Origin of the sequence: Streptomyces sp. NPDC048603 (assembly GCF_043199475.1) — a bacterium.
Classification (GTDB): Bacteria; Actinomycetota; Actinomycetes; order Streptomycetales; family Streptomycetaceae; genus Streptomyces.
Genome location: NZ_JBICVY010000014.1, coordinates 134861 through 156787 on the forward strand (window position 1 = coordinate 134861; position 21927 = coordinate 156787).

Annotated in this window: 19 protein-coding genes; 6 read left to right on the forward strand and 13 right to left on the reverse strand. The window is 72.6% G+C overall.

Features of this window, described 5'->3' with window-relative positions; genetic code table 11:
• The first annotated feature begins 78 nt into the window (after window positions 1-78).
• On the forward strand, window positions 79-996 hold the full coding sequence (locus ACGFQ9_RS30925) for an NADP-dependent oxidoreductase (protein ID WP_393578357.1): 918 nt from the start codon (window positions 79-81) through the stop codon (window positions 994-996).
• Window positions 997-1085: 89 nt separating this feature from the next.
• Here ACGFQ9_RS30925 and ACGFQ9_RS30930 read toward each other — a convergent pair whose 3' ends face one another.
• From ACGFQ9_RS30930 to ACGFQ9_RS30955, 6 genes are all read right to left on the reverse strand, one after another.
• The gene (locus ACGFQ9_RS30930; RefSeq protein ID WP_393578358.1) at window positions 1086-2423 is read right to left on the reverse strand and encodes an LLM class flavin-dependent oxidoreductase; all 1338 of its coding nucleotides are present in this window, start codon (window positions 2421-2423) and stop codon (window positions 1086-1088) included.
• 10 nt (window positions 2424-2433) lie between these two features.
• Window positions 2434-3447 (reverse strand): ABC transporter permease, encoded by a 1014-nt coding sequence (locus ACGFQ9_RS30935; RefSeq protein WP_393578360.1) that lies wholly within the window; start codon window positions 3445-3447, stop codon window positions 2434-2436.
• Window positions 3444-4238 (reverse strand): ABC transporter ATP-binding protein, encoded by a 795-nt coding sequence (locus tag ACGFQ9_RS30940; protein ID WP_393578362.1) that lies wholly within the window; start codon window positions 4236-4238, stop codon window positions 3444-3446. The genes ACGFQ9_RS30935 and ACGFQ9_RS30940 overlap by 4 nt, the downstream gene beginning before the upstream one ends.
• A gap of 8 nt (window positions 4239-4246) precedes the next feature.
• Window positions 4247-5284: an ABC transporter substrate-binding protein gene (locus tag ACGFQ9_RS30945; RefSeq protein ID WP_393578364.1), complete on the reverse strand. Its 1038-nt coding sequence runs from the start codon at window positions 5282-5284 to the stop codon at window positions 4247-4249.
• Window positions 5285-5360: 76 nt separating this feature from the next.
• Window positions 5361-5915, reverse strand: coding sequence for an NADPH-dependent FMN reductase (gene ssuE, locus ACGFQ9_RS30950; RefSeq protein ID WP_393578366.1), 555 nt, complete (start codon window positions 5913-5915; stop codon window positions 5361-5363).
• Between the two features lie 56 nt (window positions 5916-5971).
• On the reverse strand, window positions 5972-6973 hold the full coding sequence (locus ACGFQ9_RS30955) for a TauD/TfdA dioxygenase family protein (protein WP_393578367.1): 1002 nt from the start codon (window positions 6971-6973) through the stop codon (window positions 5972-5974).
• Between the two features lie 934 nt (window positions 6974-7907).
• On the opposite strand from ACGFQ9_RS30955, the gene ACGFQ9_RS30960 reads away from it, so the two are divergent.
• From ACGFQ9_RS30960 to meaB, 4 genes are all read left to right on the forward strand, one after another.
• Window positions 7908-9080, forward strand: a complete 1173-nt coding sequence (locus ACGFQ9_RS30960; protein WP_393578469.1) for an ROK family protein — start codon at window positions 7908-7910, stop codon at window positions 9078-9080.
• A gap of 70 nt (window positions 9081-9150) precedes the next feature.
• Window positions 9151-11031 carry a methylmalonyl-CoA mutase family protein gene (locus ACGFQ9_RS30965; protein ID WP_393578369.1) on the forward strand — a complete coding sequence of 627 codons (1881 nt, stop codon included), beginning with the start codon at window positions 9151-9153 and terminating at the stop codon, window positions 11029-11031.
• On the forward strand, window positions 11031-13217 hold the full coding sequence (scpA, locus tag ACGFQ9_RS30970; protein WP_393578370.1) for a methylmalonyl-CoA mutase: 2187 nt from the start codon (window positions 11031-11033) through the stop codon (window positions 13215-13217). The genes ACGFQ9_RS30965 and scpA overlap by 1 nt, the downstream gene beginning before the upstream one ends.
• Before the next feature lie 17 nt (window positions 13218-13234).
• Entirely contained in the window at window positions 13235-14230 is a 996-nt protein-coding gene (meaB, locus tag ACGFQ9_RS30975) for a methylmalonyl Co-A mutase-associated GTPase MeaB (RefSeq protein WP_393578372.1), read from the forward strand.
• A 5-nt stretch (window positions 14231-14235) separates the two neighbouring features.
• Here meaB and ACGFQ9_RS30980 read toward each other — a convergent pair whose 3' ends face one another.
• The gene (locus ACGFQ9_RS30980; RefSeq protein ID WP_393578373.1) at window positions 14236-17460 is read right to left on the reverse strand and encodes an NACHT domain-containing protein; all 3225 of its coding nucleotides are present in this window, start codon (window positions 17458-17460) and stop codon (window positions 14236-14238) included.
• Window positions 17461-17551: 91 nt separating this feature from the next.
• Entirely contained in the window at window positions 17552-18562 is a 1011-nt protein-coding gene (locus tag ACGFQ9_RS30985) for an asparaginase (protein ID WP_393578375.1), read from the reverse strand.
• Window positions 18563-18708: 146 nt separating this feature from the next.
• Between ACGFQ9_RS30985 and ACGFQ9_RS30990 the strand changes: the two genes are divergently transcribed.
• Window positions 18709-19167: an Lrp/AsnC family transcriptional regulator gene (locus ACGFQ9_RS30990; protein ID WP_393578376.1), complete on the forward strand. Its 459-nt coding sequence runs from the start codon at window positions 18709-18711 to the stop codon at window positions 19165-19167.
• Window positions 19168-19257: 90 nt separating this feature from the next.
• Here the strand turns inward: ACGFQ9_RS30990 and ACGFQ9_RS30995 are convergent, their stop codons facing one another.
• From ACGFQ9_RS30995 to ACGFQ9_RS31015, 5 genes are read right to left on the reverse strand one after another with little or no spacing between them, the layout of a single operon-like run.
• Window positions 19258-19863, reverse strand: a complete 606-nt coding sequence (locus ACGFQ9_RS30995; RefSeq protein WP_393578377.1) for a DUF4291 domain-containing protein — start codon at window positions 19861-19863, stop codon at window positions 19258-19260.
• Window positions 19864-19896: 33 nt separating this feature from the next.
• Window positions 19897-20292 carry an Imm50 family immunity protein gene (locus tag ACGFQ9_RS31000; RefSeq protein ID WP_393578378.1) on the reverse strand — a complete coding sequence of 132 codons (396 nt, stop codon included), beginning with the start codon at window positions 20290-20292 and terminating at the stop codon, window positions 19897-19899.
• Window positions 20279-20767: an Imm50 family immunity protein gene (locus tag ACGFQ9_RS31005; RefSeq protein ID WP_393578380.1), complete on the reverse strand. Its 489-nt coding sequence runs from the start codon at window positions 20765-20767 to the stop codon at window positions 20279-20281. Before ACGFQ9_RS31005 ends, ACGFQ9_RS31000 begins: the two co-directional genes overlap by 14 nt.
• A gap of 25 nt (window positions 20768-20792) precedes the next feature.
• On the reverse strand, window positions 20793-21356 hold the full coding sequence (locus ACGFQ9_RS31010) for a hypothetical protein (RefSeq protein ID WP_393578382.1): 564 nt from the start codon (window positions 21354-21356) through the stop codon (window positions 20793-20795).
• A complete protein-coding gene (locus tag ACGFQ9_RS31015) occupies window positions 21357-21821 on the reverse strand; it encodes a hypothetical protein (RefSeq protein WP_393578384.1) in 465 nt (154 codons plus the stop codon).
• Window positions 21822-21927 lie beyond the last annotated feature (106 nt).

Here is a 21927-nt window from a genome sequence, read left to right on the forward strand (position 1 = left end):
GCCAAACCCGGCCCCCCGCCCCCGAACCGGAATCCCGCGCCCGGAATACTCCCACGCGGCGACCGGTTGGCCTTGATCATGAAGGCGATAACGTACAGCGCATACGGAACACCCCCCGCTCTGGAGCTGGTCGAGGCTCCGTTACCGAAGGTCGGCCCCGAAGAGGTCCTGATCCGGGTGAAGGCCGCCGGGGTCAACCCGGTCGACTGGAAGGTGGCCTCCGGATACCTCGACTCGACCCTGGAGGTCCGCTACCCCGTCGTCCCCGGCTGGGACGTGGCCGGGATCGTCGAGGAGGTCGGCGAGGACACCACCGACTACGCCGTGGGCGACGAGGTGTACGGGTACGTCCGCAAGGAGTGGGTGGAGCTGGGCACTTACGCCGAGCTGGTCTCCGCCCCGGTGCGGACCCTGGCCCGCAAGCCCCGGGGGCTGACCTTCGAGCAGGCGGCGGGCATACCGCTGGCGGGCCTGACGGCGTACCAGGCGCTGAGGCGCGTGGGCGTGAAGTCCGGCGAGACCGTGGTGATCCACTCTGCGGCCGGCGGAACCGGCTCGCTCGGCGTCCAGATCGCCGTCGCCCTCGGCCTGCGGGTGATCGGCTCCGCCGGCGCGCACAACCACGACTACCTGCGGTCGCTCGGCGCCGAGCCGGTCCTCTACGGCGAGGGCCTCGGGGACCGCATCCGCGAGCTGGCACCCGAAGGGGTCGACGCCGGACTGGACTTCTACGGCGACGGGGTGGAGCTGCTGCTGTCCCTGGTCCCGGGGCAGGGGCGGGTGCTCTCGATCGCCGATCAGGACGCCGAGGCCAAGGGCGCCAAGAAGATGTGGGCCCGGCCGGACACCGCCGACCTGACCTTCCTCACGGAACTCGCCGACGCCGGCAAGCTGTCGATCAGCGTGGAGCACGCGCTGCCGCTCGCGGAGGCCGCGCGGGCCTGGGAACTCAGCACCTCCGGCCGGACCCGCGGCAAGATCGTCCTGACCGTCTGAGGCCCCTCACCCGGACCGGCGGAAGCCGCCGCCGACGACCAGCACGTCGGCGGCGAGCTCCGCGGCGGGGCCGGCGGTGGGGCCCGTGGTCACCGTCCGGCCCGCACGTGACGGTTGGCCGGGCGGGGCAGGCCGTAGTTCTCGCGCAGGGTGCGGCCGGTGTACTCGGTGCGGAACAGGCCGCGCCGCTGGAGGACGGGGACGACGTGGTCGACGAAGTCGGCCAGGCCGGTGGGCAGCACCGGCGCCATGATGTTGAAGCCGTCGGCCGCGCCGCTGACGAACCACTCCTGGAGCTGGTCGGCGATCTGCTCCGGGGTGCCGGCGAACACCCGGTGGCCGCGGCCCGCACCGAGCCGGGCGATCAGCTCCCGCAGGGTGAGGTCCTCCCGCCGGGCGAGCTCGGCGACCAGGGTGAAGCGGCTCTTGTTGCCGTTGATGTCGCGTTCCTCGGGCAGGTCGGGCAGCCGGCCGTCCAGCGGCAGCCCGGTCAGGTCGACGCCGAGCATGCCGGAGAGCTGGGCCAGTCCGTACTCGGGCACCTGGAGTTCGGTGAGCTCCTGCTCCAACCGCCTGGCCTCAGCCTCGGTGGAGCCGATGAGCGGGGCGATGCCGGGGAGGACGAGCAGGTCGTCCTCGGCGCGGCCGTGGCGGGCGAGCCGGGACTTGAGGTCCTTGTAGAAGGTCTGGCCGTCGGCGAGGGTCTGCTGTGCGGTGAACACCGCCTCGGCGTACTGCGCGGCGAACTCCTTGCCGTCCTCGGAGGATCCGGCCTGCACCAGCAGCGGGTACCCCTGCGGGGAACGGGGCACGTTGAGCGGGCCGGCCACCTGGAAGTGCTTGCCCCGGTGGGCGGCCGGGTGGAGCCGGTCGGTGTCGGCGTAGACGCCTGCCTCCCGGTCCAGGACGATCGCGTCGTCCTCCCAGCTGTCCCACAGCTTGCCGGCCACCTCCAGGAACTCGCGGGCCCGCTCGTAGCGGACGGCGTGTTCCAGGTGCTCCTCCCGGCTGAAGTTGCGGGCCTCGTCGACGGTGCCCGAGGTGACGATGTTCCAGCCGGCCCGGCCGCCGCTGATGTGGTCGAGGGAGGCGAACTTCCGGGCCAGGTTGTAGGGCTCGTTGAAGGTGGTGGAGACGGTGGCGATCAGTCCGATGTGCTCGGTCACGGCCGCGATCGCGGACAGCAGGGTGAGCGGCTCGAAGCCGCCGAGGGCGTTGTGACGGGCCTTGCCCCACAGTGCGACGCCGTCGGCGAAGAAGATCGAGTCGAGCTTGCCGCGTTCGGCGATCCGGGCCAGCTCCTGGAAGTAGGACAGGTCGGTGATCCGCTCGGGGGAGCTGTCCGGGTGCCGCCAGGCGGCGTCGTGGTGGCCGGCGTTCATCAGGAACGCGTTGAGGTGGAGGGTGCGGGGCGTCTCGGTGGTCATCTGGGTTTCCCTAGGCGGAGGCGGGGACGCGCCACAGGCTGAGGCGGCGTTCGACGGTGACGAGGAGCTGGTTGAAGGCCACGCCGATGGCGGAGATCGTGATGATGCCCGCGTACATCTGCGGGATCGCGAAGTTGAACTGCGAGGCGTTGATGAGATAGCCGAGACCGGCCTTGGCGCCGATCATCTCGGCGGCCACGAGGACCAGGATCGACACTGCGCCGGCCAGCCGGATGCCGGTGAAGACGGCCGGTACGGACGCCGGAAGGATGACCTTCTGGAACAGCCGGGGCGTGGACAGGTCCATCGACCGGGCGAGCCGGACGAGGGTGGGGTCGGCGTTGCGTACGGCGCTGATGGTGTTGAGGAGGATCGGCCAGACACAGGCGTAGACGACGATCGACACCTTCGAGGTCTCGCCGATGCCGAGCAGCAGGACGAAGACGGGCAGCAGCGCGAGGGCGGCGGTGTTGCGGAAGACCTCCAGCAGCGGTCCGAGCACGTCGGCGACGGGCCGGTACCAGCCGATCAGCAGTCCGAGCGGGACGGCGACGGCAACGGCGATGCCGAAGCCCCCGAAGGAACGGGTCAGGCTGGCCCGGGTGTGCTCGGCGAGCTGTCCGTCACCGGCGAGCTCCCACCAGGCGACGGCGACCTCACTGATGGGCGGCAGGAAGGTGGCGTCGACCAGACCCGCGCGGGGGGCGGCCTCCCACAGCGCGATCAGGGCCAGGATCGCGACGGTCCGGACGAGGGCGGTCTTGGCGGCCCGTACGACGGCCAGGGCCGCGGCGGCACCGCGGCCGGGCGCGCCGGCCTTCCGGTCGGGCGGGCGGGTGGCAGCGGCCGGGGACGCGGCCGCTGCCGTGGGCGTGGCCTTGGTCTTCGTCAAGCCCTCGGCCGTGGCCGGGCCCGTGACCGGATCCGGGCCGGGATCCGTGCCGGTCCCGGCCGGGGTCGCAGGGGTGCCCGGGGCCCGGACGCCCGCCGCGGCCAGGGCGGTGATGTCGGTTCCGGTGGTCATGCTGCGGCCGCCTCCTTCTCCAGTTGCTGGGCACGGGCCACTTCGTCGTGGAGCAGAGTCCAGATCTCGTGCCGGTAGCGGGCGAACTCCGGGCTGGACCGCAGGGCCTCGCCCAGCAGCGCGTCGCGCTCGCCGAAGGAGACCGGGACGACCTCCTTGATGCGGCCGGGCCGGGAGGTCATGACGGCGACCCGCTGCCCGAGGTAGACCGCCTCCTCGATGCCGTGCGTGATGAACACGACGGTCTTACCCGTGCTCTGCCAGATGCGGCGGAGCTCGTCCTGGAGCGATTCGCGGGTCTGCGCGTCCAGCGCCGCGAACGGCTCGTCCATCAGCAGCACCTCCGGGTCGTACGCGAGGGCGCGGGCGATGGCCACGCGCTGGCGCATGCCGCCGGACAGTTCGTGCGGGTGCCGGTCCTCGAATCCGTTCAGTCCCACCAGGTCCAGGAACTCCCGTGCCCGGGCCGCACGCCGGCGGCGCGGCACGCCGGTGGCCTCCAGGCCGAACTCGACGTTGCCCTGCGCGGTGCGCCAGGGCAGCAGCGCGTACTGCTGGAAGACGATGCCCCGGTCCAGCCCTGGCCCGGTGACCGGCTTCCCGTCGAGCAGGATCCGTCCGCCGGTGGGACGGGACAGCCCGCCCAGCAGGTCCAGCAGCGTGGACTTGCCGCATCCGCTGGGGCCGACGACCACCAGGAACTCACCGCTGCGGATCTCCAGGTCGATGCCGTCGAGGGCGGTGAACCCGCCGAACGACTTGCGCACCCCTTCGATCACGATCTCCGCCATGGCGGCCGTCACCCCTTCCCGTAGCCGTTGAACTCGTTGGTGTAGAGCTCGGACGCCTTGAGGCGGCCCTGCTTGATCTCGCCGCGCTCGCCGAGCCAGTCCAGCCACAGCTGGAAGTGCTTGTCCTCGACCCGGCCACCCGTCTCGGCGACGCCGTAGGAGTGCCAGAACCCGAGGGTCGCGGTGTCCTCGTTGCGCCCGCGCTTCCGGACGATCTCCGTCATGCGGGCGATGACCTCGTCGCGCGGGGTGGTGCGGGAGTACTCGATCGCCTTGGCGACGCCGGTCACGAAGGTGCGGACGGTGTCCGGGTTCTCCTTGATGAAGCGCTGGGTCATGATGTAGGTGCCGGCGCTGAACGGGCCGAGCAGCTGGGTGTCGGTGAACAGGGGGCGGATGCCGCCGTTGGCCAGGGCCTTGTCGCGGAGGACGCCGGTGAGCACCCCGACCTCGATCTGCTTGGCGCGCAGCGCCTGCTCGGTGTTGACGGGCGGCACCACGATCGGCTCGACCTTGCCCGCCTCGGCCTTGGAGAGCCCGTTGCGGCTCAGGTAGATGTCCAGCAGGGCCTGGTAGTGGGCACCCAGGGTGTTCATCCCCACCTTCTTGCCGGTCAGGTCCCGGGCGGAGCGGATCGGGCTGTCCTCCAGGACGAAGTAGCCGCCGTAGGAGTGCTGGTCGGAGCCGTAGGAGGAGATGACGGCCTTGATCGGCGCCCCGCCGGACGCCAGCTTGATGACGGCGCCGTTGAAGGCGCTGCCGAAGTGGGTCTGGCCGGTGGCGGCGGACTGGATGTCCTGCGGTCCGCTGATGGTGTTGCCGACCCACTCCAGCTTGACGTCTCCGAAGTAGCCCAGGTCCGCGGCGAGTTCGGGCAGGGTGACGGCTCCGACGGCGCCCTGGTACTTGAGGGTCTTCACCTGGCTGCCGGAACCGCTGCCGCCGCCGGCCGTGGCCGTACCGCAGCTCACCGCGGCCGCCGAGATGCCGAGCAGGGTGAGGAACTGGCGCCGGGAAGTGGAGGACGGGGTGAGTGCTGCGGGCATGGCTGTTCCTAGTTCGCTACGGAGTACGGGGTATGGAGTGCGGGGTAGGGAGTGCGGAGTACGCGTACGGGACGGCTCAGCCGGCGGTGGTGACCGCGGTGGCACCGGCGCGCACGGCATCGGCGAACTCGTCGACGGCCTGGTAGAGGTCGAGTTCCGCCTCGGGGCGGAGCCGGTCGGGCCCGGCGCCGCGTTCCACGGAGGAGTCCAGGACGAACCGGCCGGCGGTGACGTGCCGGGCACCGAGTGCCGAGAGCACCGGACGGAGGGCGTAGTCGAGGGTGAGGACGTGGGCGAGGCTGCCGCCGGTGGCCAGCGGCAGCACCGTCTTGCCGTCCAGGCCGTCCTGCGGGAGCAGGTCGAGGAAGGCCTTCAGCAGACCGGTGTACGAGGCCTTGTAGACCGGGGTGGCGATGACCACGCCATCGGCCTCGGCGACGGCCTCCAGTGCGCGGCGCAGCTCCGGCTGCCCGGTCCGGGCGGCCAGCAGGTCGGCCGCGGGCAGGTCCCGGACGGCGAGGTGGGCGGTGTCGAATCCGGCGTGGGCGAGGCGGCTCAGAGCGTGCTCGGCGACGACGGCGGTGCGGGAGTGGAGGGAGGGACTGCCGGTGAGAGCGAGGATGCGGGGCACGGTTTCTCTTTCCGGTACTCGGCGGTGCGGGCGGATCGGGGGCGTACGGCCGGCCGTCAGGCCGTCTCGGGCTCGGGCTCGGGCTCGGCGGAGGCACCGGAGGCGATGCCGAACGAGGGCGCGGGGACCGACTCGGGGCTGAGCAGGACGGAGGAGCGGCCGTCCACGCCGACCGGGACGTCGCCGTCGACGGTGACCCGGCGCAGGGTGCGCTCGTGGTCGTCCGAGTCGTCCACGCCGTAGTGCTGGGTCGCGCGGTTGTCCCAGATGGCGACGTCGCCGGGCTGCCACTGCCAGCGGACGGTGTTCTCGGGCAGCTCGATGTGCGCCTGGAAGAGGTCGAGCAGTGCGCGGGAGTCGCGGCCGGTGAGGCCCTGGAGGCGCTGCACGAAGTTGCCCAGAAGCAGGGTGCGTTCGCCGGTCTCGGGGTGGACACGGACGACCGGGTGCTCGGTCAGGAACGCGGTGGAGGTGAAGACCTCGCGGTACTGGGCGAGGGCCTCGGGGAGCGCGTCGGACTTGAGGGCCGCGTAGTCGTAGTCGTTGGAGTGGACGGCGCGCAGGCCGTCGGCGAGGGCCCGGAGGGGCTCGGGCAGGTGGGCGTAGGCGGTGGCGGTGTTCGCCCAGAGGGTGTCTCCGCCGTACGGCGGGATGGTGACGGCGCGCAGGATGGAGAAGGCGGGGTAGGCGGGGACGAAGGTGACGTCGGTGTGCCACTGGTTGGCGCGGGCGCCGTGGTGGGAGTCGATCCCCAGGGCGTAGCGGCCGTCGGCGGAGGGGACGGTGGGGTGTGCGACGGGCGTGCCCAGGAGCCGGGCGAAGGCCTCGTGACCCTCCTCGTCCAGGTGGTGCTGGCCGCGGAAGAAGACGACCTTGTGGGCGAGGACGGCGTCCCGGACGGCGGTGACGGTCTCGGGGTCGAGGTCGCCGCCGAGCCGGACGCCGTCGATGACGGCGCCGATGCGGCCGCCGATGGGCGTGGCGCTGATCTCGGAGCCGTCCGGGGACGGGGCGGACACGGGCTCGGTGGTGGCGGAGTGATGGATGGCGGTGGCCATGGTGGCTCCTCGGGACGGGCGGGCCGGTGGCCCGGGTGGGGACGTGCCGGACGTACGGCGCGGCACAGGACGCGACGGGACGCGACGGGGTGCTGGTGGCGTGGTCGCGCGGCGACGGACGTACGCGGCGGGCAGCGGTGCCGGAAGGGCGGTCGTACCGGACGGCGGCCGGCGGGACGGGCAGTCCTGCGACGAAGCCGCGGCGGGACGGACGGGCGACGGGACGAACAGCCGACGGCGACGGATGCCCTGCACGGGACAGGATGGAACCGAACAGGACGGGACGGAACAGGACGGAACGGACCTGAGGGCGCCGCTACGGACGGCCGCCCGGCGGGGCAGGGCGCCGGCGGCTTACTTCCTCAGCGGAAGAAATGCGGTGCGACGCGGGCCCCGTCGCGGCGCGCGGTGCGTGCCGGTCGGCGGACCGGCCGTGCCGGACGCGCTCAGGCGGAGAAGGAACAGGCCGTACAGCGGCCCGGACACGCGGTCGGCACGGTGGGGGTGCCGCCGGAGGTGTGGAGCCGCTCGGCGAATCGCTCGGTTGCGGACATGGGCAGGAGCGTGTCAGCGGGCCCGCCCCCGGTCAAGGGGCCGCACCCCGGCCTCCCGGGCCCCGGGCCGGGCTCCGCGCGTACCCCCGAAACTCCCGGCACACCGGCGCTGACCTGGGCTTCCTTCGAACCGGGCGGGACCGGCGAGCCCCCGCCCGGTCCCGCCGGGGAGCAGCCCGATTTCACGGCGCCGCAACGCTCCCGCCACGCCGGCGCACGCCCCGCCACGCCCCGTACACACGGGAACCGGCCACCGGGACAGCACCAATCGGCCACCTCGGGTACGCCGCGCCCGGTCGCGGTTACTGTCGTCGGCCATGACCGAACCCACCGCGACCACCCCGCCCGCCGTGCAGCGGCCCGGCGCGCGGGCGCCCGCCATGGCCGGCGACGACCGGGCCGCGGCCAACGCCGCCACCGTGCTCCGCACGGTGCTCGACCACGGCCCGGTCGCCCGCAGCGCCATCTCGCGCCTGTGCGGCCTGAGTCCGGCCGCGGTGTCCCGGCAGACCACCGGCCTGCTCCGGCGCGGCCTGCTGCGGGAGCTGCCGGAACCGCCCCCGCCCGGCGGGGTGGGCCGCCCCCGCGTCCCGCTCGACCTGCACACCGGGCCGGTCGGCGGGGCGGTCGCGGCCGGGCTGCACATCGGGGTGCCCTCGTCCACGTTCGGACTGGTGGACCTGCGCGGGCAGGTCCTCGCCGTCCGGACCCTGCCGCACCACGGGGACCACTCCCCTGCCCGGATCGCCACCGAACTGGCCTCCTTCCTGGCGGAGTCCGCCGCGGACCGGCCGCTGCTCGGGGTGGGCGCGGCGCTGGGCGGATGGATCCGTCCGGACGACGGCCTGGTCGTCCGGCACGAGCGCCTGGGCTGGCGGAACCGGCCGCTGGCCGGGGAACTGTCCGGCACCCTCGGCCTGCCGGTCCGGATCGACAACCACGCGCGTGCCGTGGCCGGCGCGGAGATCCTCTTCGGCCGCCCGGAGGCCCGCCGGAGCCTGGTCCATCTGTTCATCGGCAACGTGGTCGACGCGGCTTTCGGCATCGAGGGCACCCTGCACCGGGGACCGGACGCGGCGGCCGGCGACGTCGCGCACCTGCCGGTGCCCGGGTCGGCGGTGCGGTGCGCGGCCTGCGGACGGACCGGCTGCCTCCAGGCGACCGCCTCCGACACCGCGCTCACCGCGGAGGCGGTCCGCCGGGGCATCGTGCCCGCGCCCGCGATCGGGCTGCTGGTGGACGCGGCCGCCGCCGGTGATCCGCGGGCCGACCGGCTGCTGCGGGACCGCGCCCGGGACGTGGGGCGGGCCACCGCTCTGCTCCTCGACGTGTTCAACCCCGCCGTGATGGTCGTCACGGAACTGTCGAGCGTGCTGCACGAGGAGTACCTGGAGGAGGTGCGAGCGGCGGCGGTGGCGTTCTCGCACGTGTGCACCGACCCCGGACGGATCGTCGTCCCGCACGCCGGCCCCGCCGTACTGCCCGAAGCCGCCGCGTCCGTCCTGCTCGGTCCCCTCTTCACCGACCCGTCCGGTTCCCCCGGTATGCCCTAGCTACTCGTGGGTGCGAGATCACATCCAGTGGTTATGGTCTCGCATGAGCGACCCCCCTAGCATTCGAGCCATGACGGTCCAGCCTGACGACGGGCTCTCCCTGGCCGCCGAGTTCCCTGACGCGACGCATGAGCAGTGGCAGCGCCTGGTTGAAGGCGTACTGCGCAAGTCGGGCAAGGAAGCTGTCGGCACGGCCGCGGAAGACGCGTTGTCCACCCAGCTCCAGGACGGGCTCAGCACCCGCCCGCTGTACACCGCGGCCACCTCCGCCGCGGCCGCCTCCGGCGCGCCCGACGCCGGTGACGCCGGCCTTCCGGGGTTCGCGCCCTTCGTGCGCGGCGGCCGCGCGGCCGGCAACGCCGCGACCGGCTGGGACGTACGCCAGCGGCAGCTGCACACCGACCCGGTCCTGCTGAACGAGGCCGTCCTCACCGACCTGGAGAACGGGGTCACCTCGCTGTGGCTCACCGTCGGCCGGGGCGGCGTCCCGGTCTCCGGACTGGCCCGCGCGCTGGACGGGGTCTACCTCGACCTGGCCCCGGTGACCCTGGATGCCGGCGCCGAGTACGCCGAGGCCGCGAGCGAGTTGCTGCGCCTGTACGCCGAGCGCGGAGTGTCCCCCGAGGCCGCCCGCGGAAACCTGGGCGCGGACCCGCTCGGCCACGAAGCCCGTACCGGCGAGGTCCTGGACCTCGGCCCGGCCGTCGGGCTGGCCCGGGAGGCCGCGGAGAACCGGCCCGGCCTGCGGGCCCTGACCGTGGACGCGCTGCCCTACCACGAGGCGGGCGGCTCGGCGGCCGAGGAGCTCGGCCTTTCGCTGGCCACGGGGGTCGCCTACCTGCGGAGCCTGACCGGGGCGGGCCTGTCCGTCCCGGCCGCCCTCGGGCAGCTGGAGTTCCGCTACGCGGCCACCGCCGACCAGTTCCTGACCATCGCCAAGCTGCGCGCCGGGCGCCGCCTGTGGGCCCGGATCGCCGAGGCCTCGGGAGCCCCCGATGCGGGCGCGCAGCGGCAGCACGCGGTGACCTCGCCGGTGATGATGACCCGGCGCGACCCGTGGGTGAACATGCTGCGCACCACGGTGGCCTGCATGGCCGCCGGGGTCGGCGGCGCGGACGCGGTGACCGTGCTCCCCTTCGACCACGAGCTGGGCCTGCCGGACGCGTTCGCGCGCCGCATCGCCCGCAACACCTCCACCGTGCTGCTGGAGGAGTCGCACCTGGCCCGGGTCATCGACCCGGCCGGCGGCTCCTGGTACGTGGAGCAGCTCACCTCCGAACTGGCCCACGCCGCCTGGGAGTTCTTCCGCGAGATCGAGAGGGCGGGCGGCCTGCCGGCCGCGCTGCGCTCCGGTCTGGTCGCCGAGCGGCTCGCCGCCACCTGGGCCGAGCGTTCGAAGAAGCTCGCCAAGCGCCGCGAACCGGTCACCGGGGTCAGCGAGTTCCCGAACCTCGGCGAGAAGCTTCCGGTGCGCGAGCCCGCCCCGGAACCGCTCTCCGGCGGTCTGCCGCGGGTCCGCCGCGACGAGGCGTTCGAAGCCCTGCGGGCCCGGTCCGACGCGCACCTTGCGGCCACCGGCACCCGGCCGCGGATCTTCCTGGCCGCGCTCGGCTCCGCCGCCGCGCACACTGCCCGGGCCGGCTTCGCCGCCAACCTGTTCCAGGCGGGCGGCATCGAGCCGGTCCACGACCCGGTGTCGGTGGACCCGGCCACGGCCGGCGCCGCCTTCGCCGCCTCCGGGGCGCCCATGGCGGTGCTGTGCTCCAGCGACGCGCTGTACGAGGAGCAGGCCGCGGGGGTCGCGGAGGCGCTGCGCGCCGCCGGCGCCACGACCGTGTTCCTGGCCGGCCGGCCCGGCACCGCCGCGGACTCCGTGGACGAGTACGTCTTCGCGGGCTGCGACGCCGTCGCCGTGCTGTCCTCCGTACTCGACCGGATGGGAGTGTCCTGATGGGGATCCCTGATTTCTCCGAGCTGCCGCTCGGGCCGGGCGCCCCCGCCGGGGCGACCGAGGACCAGTGGCGGGCAGCCGTCAAGGAGTCCACCGGCACCGCCGCCTCCGACCTGCTGTGGGAGACCCCCGAGGGCATCGGGGTGAAGCCGCTGTACACCGGGCGGGACCTGGAGGGCCTGGACTTCCTCCAGACCTACCCGGGCGTGGCCCCGTACCTGCGCGGCCCGTACCCGACGATGTACGTCAACCAGCCGTGGACGATCCGGCAGTACGCGGGCTTCTCCACCGCCGAGGAGTCCAACGCCTTCTACCGGCGCAACCTCGCGGCCGGCCAGAAGGGCCTCTCGGTCGCCTTCGACCTGCCCACGCACCGCGGCTACGACAGCGACCACCCGCGGGTCACCGGTGATGTCGGCATGGCGGGCGTGGCCATCGACTCCATCTACGACATGCGGCAGCTGTTCGACGGCATCCCGCTGGACAAGATGTCGGTGTCGATGACGATGAACGGCGCGGTGCTGCCGGTCCTCGCCCTCTACATCGTGGCGGCGGAGGAGCAGGGCGTCTCCCCCGACAAGCTCGCCGGGACCATCCAGAACGACATCCTCAAGGAGTTCATGGTCCGCAACACCTACATCTACCCGCCGAAGCCGTCGATGCGGATCATCTCCGACATCTTCGCCTTCACCTCGCAGCACATGCCGCGCTACAACTCGATCTCCATCTCCGGGTACCACATCCAGGAGGCGGGGGCGACGGCCGACCTGGAGCTGGCGTACACCCTGGCGGACGGTGTGGAGTACCTGCGGGCCGGGCAGGGCGCCGGGCTGGACGTGGACGCGTTCGCGCCCCGCCTGTCGTTCTTCTGGGCCATCGGCATGAACTTCTTCATGGAGGTCGCCAAGCTGCGCGCGGCCCGCCTGCTGTGGGCGAAGTTGGTGAAGCAGTTCGACCCCAAGAACGCCAAGTCGCTGTCCCTGCGCACCCATTCGCAGACCTCCGGCTGGTCGCTGACCGCCCAGGACGTCTTCAACAACGTGACCCGTACGTGCATCGAGGCGATGGCCGCGACCCAGGGCCACACCCAGTCGCTGCACACCAACGCGCTCGACGAGGCCCTGGCCCTGCCGACCGACTTCTCGGCCCGCATCGCCCGCAACACCCAGCTGCTGCTCCAGCAGGAGTCGGGCACCTGCCGGGTGATCGACCCGTGGGGCGGCAGCGCGTACGTCGAGAAGCTGACGTACGACCTGGCGCGCCGGGCCTGGCAGCACATCGAGGAGGTCGAGGCGGCCGGCGGCATGGCACAGGCCATCGACGCGGGCATCCCCAAGCTCCGGGTGGAGGAGGCCGCGGCCCGCACCCAGGCGCGGATCGACTCGGGCCGGCAGCCCGTGATCGGCGTCAACAAGTACCGCGTCGAGAACGACGAGCAGATCGAGGTCCTGAAGGTCGACAACTCCTCGGTGCGGGCCCAGCAGATCGCCAAGCTGCGGCGGCTGCGCGAGGAGCGCGACGAGGCGGTCACCCAGGACACGCTGCGCGCCCTGACGAACGCGGCCGACCGCGGCGACGGCAACCTCCTCGCCCTGGCGGTGGACGCGGCCCGGGCCAAGGCCACCGTGGGCGAGATCTCCGACGCCCTGGAGAAGGTGTACGGCCGGCACGCGAGCCAGATCCGTACGATCTCCGGTGTGTACCGGAACGAAGCAGGGGAGTCCCCGAACGTGGAGCGCACCCGCGCCCTGGTGGACCGGTTCGAGGAGGCGGAGGGCCGCCGTCCGCGCATCCTGGTCGCCAAGATGGGCCAGGACGGCCACGACCGCGGCCAGAAGGTGATCGCCACCGCCTTCGCCGACCTGGGCTTCGACGTGGATGTCGGCCCGCTGTTCCAGACCCCGGCGGAGGTGGCGCGTCAGGCCGTCGAGGCGGACGTCCACGTGGTGGGCGTGTCGTCGCTGGCGGCCGGCCACCTGACCCTCGTCCCGGCGCTGCGCGAGCAGCTGGCGGAGGAGGGCCGCGAGGACATCATGATCGTGGTCGGCGGGGTCATCCCGCCCGCGGACGTCCCGACCCTCCTGGAGATGGGCGCGACGGCGGTCTTCCCGCCCGGCACGGTCATCCCGGACGCGGCGCACGACCTGGTGACGCGGCTCGCCGCGGACCTCGGCCACGAGCTGTAGGCGGAGGCACCGCGGAGATGCCCCCTCGTATCGACATCGAGGCGTACGCGAAGGGCGTGCTCGACGGGAAGCGCGCGCAGATCGCGCGCGCGATCACCCTCGTCGAGTCCACCCGCGCCGACCACCGGGTGCTGGCCCAGCGGCTGCTGACGGAGCTCCTGCCGCATGCGGGGGGAGCCCGCCGGATCGGCATCAGCGGTGTCCCGGGGGTGGGCAAGTCCACCTTCATCGACGCGTTCGGCACGATGCTGACGGGTCTGGGCCACCGGGTGGCGGTGCTGGCGGTGGACCCCTCCTCGACCCGTACGGGCGGCTCCATCCTGGGCGACAAGACCAGGATGGAGCGGCTCGCGGTGGACCCGTCGGCCTTCGTCCGCCCTTCGCCGTCCGCCGGCACCCTGGGCGGGGTCGCGAAGGCCACCCGTGAATCCATGATCGTGATGGAGGCGGCGGGCTACGACGTGGTCCTGGTGGAGACGGTCGGCGTCGGCCAGTCGGAGACCACGGTCGCCGGGATGGTGGACTCCTTCCTGCTGCTCTCCCTGGCCCGTACGGGCGACCAGCTGCAGGGCATCAAGAAGGGCGTCCTGGAGCTGGCGGACGTCCTGGCCGTCAACAAGGCGGACGGCCCGCACGAGCGCGACGCGAAGGCGGCAGCCCGCGAACTGTCCGGAGCCCTCCGCCTGATGCACCCCGCCGACGCGGCCTGGACCCCGCCGGTCCTGACGTGCAGCGCACGGGAGTCGACCGGGCTGGACGAGCTCTGGGCGCGCCTGGAGGCCCACCGCGAGCTGCTGTCCGGCACCGGCCGGCTGGCCGCGAAGCGGGCGGCCCAGCAGGTGGAGTGGACCTGGTCGATGGTCCGCGAGGCCCTGCTGGAGCGACTGCACGCCCACCCGGGCGTCCGGGGCGTGGCCCCGGACCTGGAGGCGGCCGTCCGTGCGGGCGAGGTGACCGCCACCTCCGCGGCGGACCGCATCCTGGCGGCGTTCGGGGAGCCGGCGGGGGGCTGAAAAACTCAGAACGTGCGCAGGCGCACCCGTTCGGGCAGGACGTCGGCGTTCACGACCAGGTTTGCCGGCACGAGTAGGGTGACGGATTCGAGGTCCGGGAGCCCGGCCAGCGGTGCCAGGTCGAGGTCGATGCCCGCTTCGACCCGCAGGTGCCGCAGGCGCGGGCAGAGCTCCGGCAGACGGTCCACGAGCTCCTGCGCCTGGTAGTCCGGGCCGGGGAAGACCCGGAGCGTGGTGAGATGGCCGAGGACGATGCCCGCGGGCATCGTCCCGAAGGACGGCAGTTCCAGGTGCAGCTCTCCGAGCAGCGGAAGGGCTGCGATCTCCCGCCAGTCCGAGGCGGAGCCGGGCCCGCACCGGAGGGAGAGGTCCAGGCTCTCCAGTGCGGCGAGGGCGCTCAGGCCCGTGAGCCCGCCCTTGGGCACGGCCTCGCCTTCCAGCACGAGGGCGCGCAGGGAAGACGTGGCGGGCAATGACCCCACGTCCCAGTCCGCGTAATCGCTGAAGGAGATCGACAGGGTCCGCAGCGTGGGCACGGGTCCGATCGGGCGGGTGCGGAGATCCGGGACCTCGTCGATCTTCAGGAATTCCAAGGACAGGGCGCCGAGCGGTGAGAGGTCGGTACGGGCCGAGCACCCTCGCAGGTCCACCCGCACCAGCCCCGGCAGCAGGGACAGCCCTGCCATGGCGAAGGGCTCGGGGTCCTGCAGGACCAGGGAGGCGACCCCGGCGTCGGCGTCGTAGGCGATGACGTCGTCGAACGGAACGCCGGGGCGGACGTCCAGGGCCGTCGGCCGCTCCGCGAGACGGCCGAGCAGGGCCAGCTGTTCGGAGGTGCGCACGGTGTAGTCGAGGTCGGTCGGGTCCAGCTCCGCGATGACCTCCTCCAGGTAGGTGACGGCATCGAACCGCGACCACGCCCAGATGAGCTGGGAACGCACCCGCAGGTAGGGGTACCGCGCGTACCGGCGGAGGAAGGGGATGGCTGCGTCCGACGCCACGTGGGTGGCTGCGATCACCACCGCGTGCGCGTTGCGGACGTCGACCTGTTCCGGCTCCGGCAGCAGCTCCAGGATCACGGGGCCGGCTTCCGCCAGCGCGATCGCCTCGTCCCCGTTTCCGGGCGGAAAGAGCGCGGAGGCGCGCTCGCGCACGGCCTCCCGGATGGACGGGTCCAGCACGGTGGCCTGTTCGAGACAGACCGCGGCCAGCAGGTCGGCACGTTGGGTCCTGACCTCCATCAGCCCCCGGAAGATCTCGGCCCGTTCCCGCTTGTTGGCGAGGGCCACCGCCATCCGGATGACGTCCTCCCACTGGTCGTTCCCGGCACGGTCGACGAGCAGGCCGAAGTCGCCCTCCTCCACGGCCGCCCTGGCGCCCAGGAAGTCCTGGAAGGTCTTGTGGACGAACTCGGCCACGTCCGGCGCAGGTTCCCGGAGCAGACCGCTGCGCAGCAGGAAGTGGTCGAAGACAGCCGAAGCGTCGCCGAGGGCCGCCAGCTCGGGGACGGCGGGCAACGCCCGCCCGATGATGTCCTCCGCGCGCGCACGGTCCATCTCCGTACGGCCGTTCTTGATCAGCCAGTACGCGAGACGCTGGAGGAGGTCCAGCTGTGCGTCCTCGCCCACTTCGGACACGTCGATGTCGCGCTCGCGGTCCCGGCGGCTCAGCAGCATGGACAGCGCGGCTTCGTAGAGGTCCTTGCGGCCGTGCGGGAGATAGCCCCGCCGGTCCCGGTGCAGGGCACAGATCAGTCCGCACATCAGCGGGTTGGTGGCCAGCCGCCCGAGGTCGGGCTTGGTGCGGACGGCCGTGAGCAGCTGCTCCTCGTACGCTTCCAGCTCGGCCGGGTCCTCGGCGTCGGGGCGGGCGGCGTTGTGCCAGCGCCGAATGAAGGTGGCGACTTCCGCCCGGCCCATGGCGGAGAGGGCAAGCTCGTCGAAGCCGTCTTCGGCCAGCCACTGCTCCCCCACGGCGGAAGGCCGCGAAGTCACCAGCCACCGGTTGTCGCCGTCGTACATGTCCATCAGGTCCCGTAGCCAGCTTCGGGTCCGCTCACGTTCCCGCTCGGGCACCTCGTCGATGCCGTCGACGAGTACCAGGGCACGGCCGGAGGTGAGGACTCGGTGCTCCCACCCGGCAGCCTGGGACCCCGCCAGCGGGCAGTCCACCGCAGACAGGAAATCCTTGGGGGCGGGCAGCCGTCCGCCGTTGCGGGTGATCGTACGGAGGGGCAGTACGAACGGCATCCTGTCGTGGAGGTACCCCGTTTCCGGTACCGGGCCCCGGCCCGTGGTGCCGACCGCCAGCCACTGCACCAGGGTGGTCTTGCCCGAGCCGGCCTCACCGCGGAGCAGGACGCGGCGGCTGCCGGCGAGAACCCGGTCCGCCGGCTGGGAAGCCGGCGGCGGGAGTTCCCTTCCGTCAAGGTGGTGGCGCGCCCACTCCTCGCCCTCTGCACGGGCCAGCCTGAGGGCCGCGGTCACCGCGTCGTCGAGTCGCCGCACCGTGGAGGTCACCTCCAGGCTCAGGTACGCCACGTCCAGCGGCCAGCGGGCCGGGGAGCGGTTGAGGTCGATGCCGTAGATCGTCAGCTTGCCGTGCTTCTTGGCGATGTACCGGAGGTACTCCTGCTCGAAGGCGGCGTCCTCCGCCCCCGGGAGCGGGTGGCGGCGGATCAGTTCGTCGACCTTGGACGTCAGGTCGGCCACCGCGCGGGTCTGCTCGACCAGGGTGTGGGCGACGAACGTGGACCGCTGGGTGAAGAAGTGGAGGATGTGCAGGCAGGCGGAGTCGAGCAGCCGCTCGTAGAAGTACGTGGCGTCGGCGGTGAGTTCGCGGGTGGGGTCGCCGTTCGCCGCGACGGCGGCGGTGCGCAGTGCGCGGGCGAACTCCGGTGCGCCCAGCCGGACCGCGTCCAGGTCGGTGATCCTCAGCTCGCCCAGTGCGGAGAGGGTGGCGGCCAGGGCGTCGGCGACCGCCTGTTCCTCGTCCGCCGGGACCGGGCGCTCGCCGCCGGTCCGCAGGGCGTGCTTGACGATCTTCGCCGCGAGGGCGCGTACGTCCGCCTGCGTGAGCGATCGCTTCTCGCCGCGGAAGGAGACGTACCCGGAGATCCTGACCGGCTTGTCGACGACCCCGGCGCCCGGCCCCTCGGCGGCGAAGAGCTTCCGCACCAGCGGGGCGACGACCGCCGTCGCCAGTCGAATACCGATGGTTCCCGGTTCCATGTACGCGCCCCCGCCGAGCCGTGGTCGATCTCCCGGGGGACGATCCTATGCGGCGGAGGCGGAGGCCCAACAGCGGCCCGGTCGGCGGGACTTACGCGTCGACCAGTGGCTTCGTCGCGGCCGCGCCCGCGCTCAGCGCCAGCCGCAGCACCCGCTCCTGCTCGGCGCGCTCGCCGGAGGCCAGCAGCGCGGCGAGGACGGCGATCCGGGCCTGTCCGGCGCGCAGGGTGCCGGTCGGGACGGCGCCCGCGGCGACCAGGTCGACGGCTCCGCCGTGGGTGTAGATCTCGGTGACCGGCCCGGCGGGCACCCGTGTGGTGAGGGCGACGAGCACCCCGCGCGCGGTGGCCTCGGCGACCGCCTCGACGAACTCCGGGGTGGCGTTGCCTGCGCCGGTGGCGACCAGCACCACGCCCCGCGCCCCGGCGTCGACCGCGGCGCGGAACAGCAGCGCGTCGGCGTCGGCGTGGTGCATGACCATGTCCACGCGCGGCAGCGCCTCCGGCATCGCGGGCACGGCCAGCGGCTGCGGCCGCCGCGGCTGCCGCAGCACGGTGACCTTGCCGAAGCCGATCTTGCCGAGCCATTCGCCCGACGGGTCGGCGAACGCGTCCGCGGCCAGGGTCTGGGTCTTGATGGTGCCGCGCGCCGCGTGCACCTGCCCGGCGAAGGACACCAGGACGCCCAGGCCCCGGGTCCGGAGGGCGACCAGCAGGGCGTCGTAGAGGTTGGCGGGGCCGTCCCCGTCCTCCGCGCCCATCGGCAGCTGCGCCCCGGTGAAGACCACGCTGCGCTCGTCGTGGTGGTGGAGGTCGACCAGGAAGGCGGACTCCTCCAGGGTGTCCGTGCCGTGGGTGACGACGATCCCGTCGACGCCGGGGTCGGCGAGCACCTCGTGCACGGTGCGCAGCAGGGTCAGCTGGTGGGCGGTGGTGAGGCGGGGGCTGTTCACGCTGAACAGGTCGACGACCTCGACGGTCACGTCCTCCGGCAGCGGTGCCGTGGCCATGACCTCGTTGCCGTCCGCGTCTGCGGCGAAACCGGAACCCTGCCAGCGGCTCGCTATGGTCCCGCCGGTGCTGATGACGACGATCCGTCCCACGGAATGCCCACCTTTCGCCTGACGCCGGCCTTCACCCACACGGGTTTCGCACACACGTGCGCAGCAAGCAATAGTACGGAGTTCGTCACGCAATGTGATTGCGGATTCATGACTACCGTTTACATTCGGTGGTGGATAATTGCGCCATGGATGCGATCGACCGAGAAATCTTGCGCGAGCTCCAGCGCGACGGCCGGCTCAGCAATCAGGAACTCGCCCAGCGCGTGGGCCTCACCCCCTCCCCCTGCATGCGCCGGGTCCGCCAGCTGGAGCAGGACGGGGTGATCCAGGGCTACCGCGCGGTGATCAACCCCGAGGCGGTCGACCGCGGCTTCGAGGTGCTGGTCTCGGTGGAGGTCCGCCGGGACCGCGAGGCGGTCGAGGCGTTCGAGGCCGCGCTCCAGGACATCCCGGACGTGATCGAGGCGTACCGCCTCTTCGGCAGCCCCGGCTGCCTGCTCCGGATCGCGGTCGCCGACCTCCGGGCGTACGAACGCCTCTGGATCGAGCAGCTCACCGCCCTGTCGGGGGTGACCGAGGTCAACTCGCAGATCATCATGAAGCGCATCAAGGAACCGACGGGCCTCCCGGTCGGCCGAAGCTGACGCTCCGCAGCCCGCGCACCCCGCCGTCGGCGAGCACCGATGCGAAGTACCGAGTTCCGCGCGTGCCGGGCAGGAGGGGCCGGTCGCCGGTCAGCGGCGTCCGATCCGTGCGACGAGATCCGCCGGCAGCGGGTAAGGCCGCTCGGCGGGGAGCAGCCCTGTAGCCGTGTCGAGGTCGCCGGCCCGCACGGCGGCGTGGACCTCGCGGGCGAGGCCGGTCACGTCCCGGATGCCGGTGATCCACTCGTCGGTGTAACGGTCCACCGCGGTGCCGGAGAGGCCGATCTGGATCGCCCGGTGGGGCAGCGCGTTGAGGTGGAGGTCGCGTTCCGGATCCCACTGCACGCGGACCGGGCTCGCCTTGAGCTGATCGCGCCACTCGGCCTCACTGGCGAAGCGGTCCCGGTCGTAGTGGCTGAGGGAGGCGTGGGCGAGGGCCCACTCGAAGCCCTCCCGGCTGATGTCGACGGCCAGCACCCGCTCCTGGTCGGGCTTGGTGCCCCAGCCGCAGCGGTACATCATCCACAGGAAGGAGGGCTTGATCCAGGTCATGCGCTCGCGCTTGAAGGGCGGCACGAACGTGCCCGCCGCCAGGGCCGGCTCTGCGATCCGCGCCGAGTACGCCTGGTAGACGGTGATCTTTCCGTCCGTGTAGGCCCCGCGCACCTCGTGCGTGTTCCCGTCCGCTCTGTCCACTGCCGTGCCAACTCCTCTTCCGTTTCGGTTCCGTCAGACCGCACCCTGCAGCCGGACGCCCACACCGGCGACGCCGCAGTCCCCGGCGGTGAACGTGACCGACCTGCTCGAGCCCGTCACCGATACCTCGAGCCGGCCTTCGGGGCCTGGCTCCAGGGACATCTCGCGTTCCGCGTCGGCCAGGATCCCCCGGACGCGGAGGTCCGCCACGGCCCGGAACACCATCGAGAACACGAACGTGTTGTAGGCCGTGCCAGCCCACTCCGGCCGGGGGCGGGCGGGCAGCAGCCCGGTCTCGAAGCCGAGCGTCACCGACGCGTCGCGCTCGTCGACGTGCACGGAGAACATCCGGCAGGCACCCGGGTCCGGCGGCGCATCGTACAGCTCCGCCAGTTCCCCCGGCCATGAACGTTGCTCAGAGATGCTCATGGAACGTCTTCACGGTAGGGGGCGGAACGGTCCGGTACAGGCGGGAGTCCAGCTTGCGCACGAACTGGTGCGGGCCGCCGTCCCCGCCGTCCGCGTCTGCCGTGAACACGCTGACGTGCCCGGCCAGCGGAGAGGCGTCCGAGGTGAACGACACCCGCACGCCAGAGCCCTCGACGCGGACGGCGAGCCGGTGGCCGGGCAGCTCCTCCCAGGTGATGTCCACCTCGGCGGGCGGCTCCCAGCCGTCCATCTCGAAGTCCTCGACGTGGCCGAACTGCAGGTGGCACTGCACGGTGTCCCCCGGCTCCCCCTCCCACCGGTCCGCGAACCGCGGCAGGTCGATGCGCAGGGTGACCGTGGGCGCCCAGCCGTCGATCCGCACCGACCGCAGCCGCACCCCACCGAGCGGGGGCAGCTCGTCGTACAGCGCACCGAGCACCTGCCGCCCGTTCGCGATCCGGCCGTTCAAGGGCATGCGTGCCTTCCCGCGGTCCTCACCGTCATACGGACTCCTCCGCCTCCCACGCGCCGGTGTCCAGCACCGAAGGGTGCTGCACCGAGCGCGCCCCGGCCGTGTACAGCAGGAAGCGGAGCTCCTCCCAGGAGAACATCGGCTCGCCCCGGGAGTCCACCCACAGCCGCAGCCGGCCCGGTACCTCCGGGGAGTGGGTCAGGTCCCAGAACGCCCAGCCGCGGGCCTCCTCTTCGGGGTCGAACCGGGCAAGCCAGCCCTGCACCTCCCACGGCACGCACCCGTCGTAGGCGGCGGTGAACCGGTCCCGTCCGGCGGCGGCGAAGTCCTCGGTCCCGGCCCCGCCCCGGCACACTCCGGTGAACCATGCGGGGAGGGTGTCGACGGGCAGCTCGTCGTCACTGTCGAAGTCCGCCTCGGCGGCGATGCCGTACACCGCGCCGAGCACTTCGCGCACCCGCGCGGCGAATTCCCCGGCCGGCCCGTCCGGCTCCACCTCGAAACGGGCGAGGACCGGTGTACCGGCGGCCGCCTCCGGCCGCCCGGCGACCCGGGCGGCTTCCGCTTCGACACCCTCGATTTCGTGCAGCACTCAGCCGGCCGGCCGTTCGGACGGCGGAAGGACCAGGATCGCTTCCTGTGTGAAGTCCTCGATGTCCACCAGGTAGGGCCGGACACCTGGATGCACCCCGCAGAAGGTCACGTTGGCCGTGAGGGTGTCCTCCTCCAGGCCGCCGAAGGACACGGAGATGTACGCCGACACCGGCAGCCCGAGGTCGGCGTCCTCCCGTGCGCGCAGGCAGGCCCGGGCGTAAGCCACGCACCGCCGCAGGAGGATCGCCTCCCGCTCCGGGCCCGATTCCGGGATGTCGTAGTCCGTCATGCCACGGCCGTTGAGACTGTATTCCTCCTGGACGACGTCTCCGAACGGGCCGGCCGACGGCGCGTCGAAGGCCCTCAGCACGCGGGCCCCGCTGGGCCGGACGGTCCAACCCCTCTCGGCGATGCTTCTGAAGCCGGCGGGCACGTCGTCGTCCGTGACATTCCCGACGTCCACCCGCCTCAGGATCTCCGCCATCAGCCGGTTTGCCTTCACCACTCTCCCCGGCCGAACTGCAGGTGGCACTGCACGCTGTCCCCCGGCTCCCCCTCCCACCGGTCCG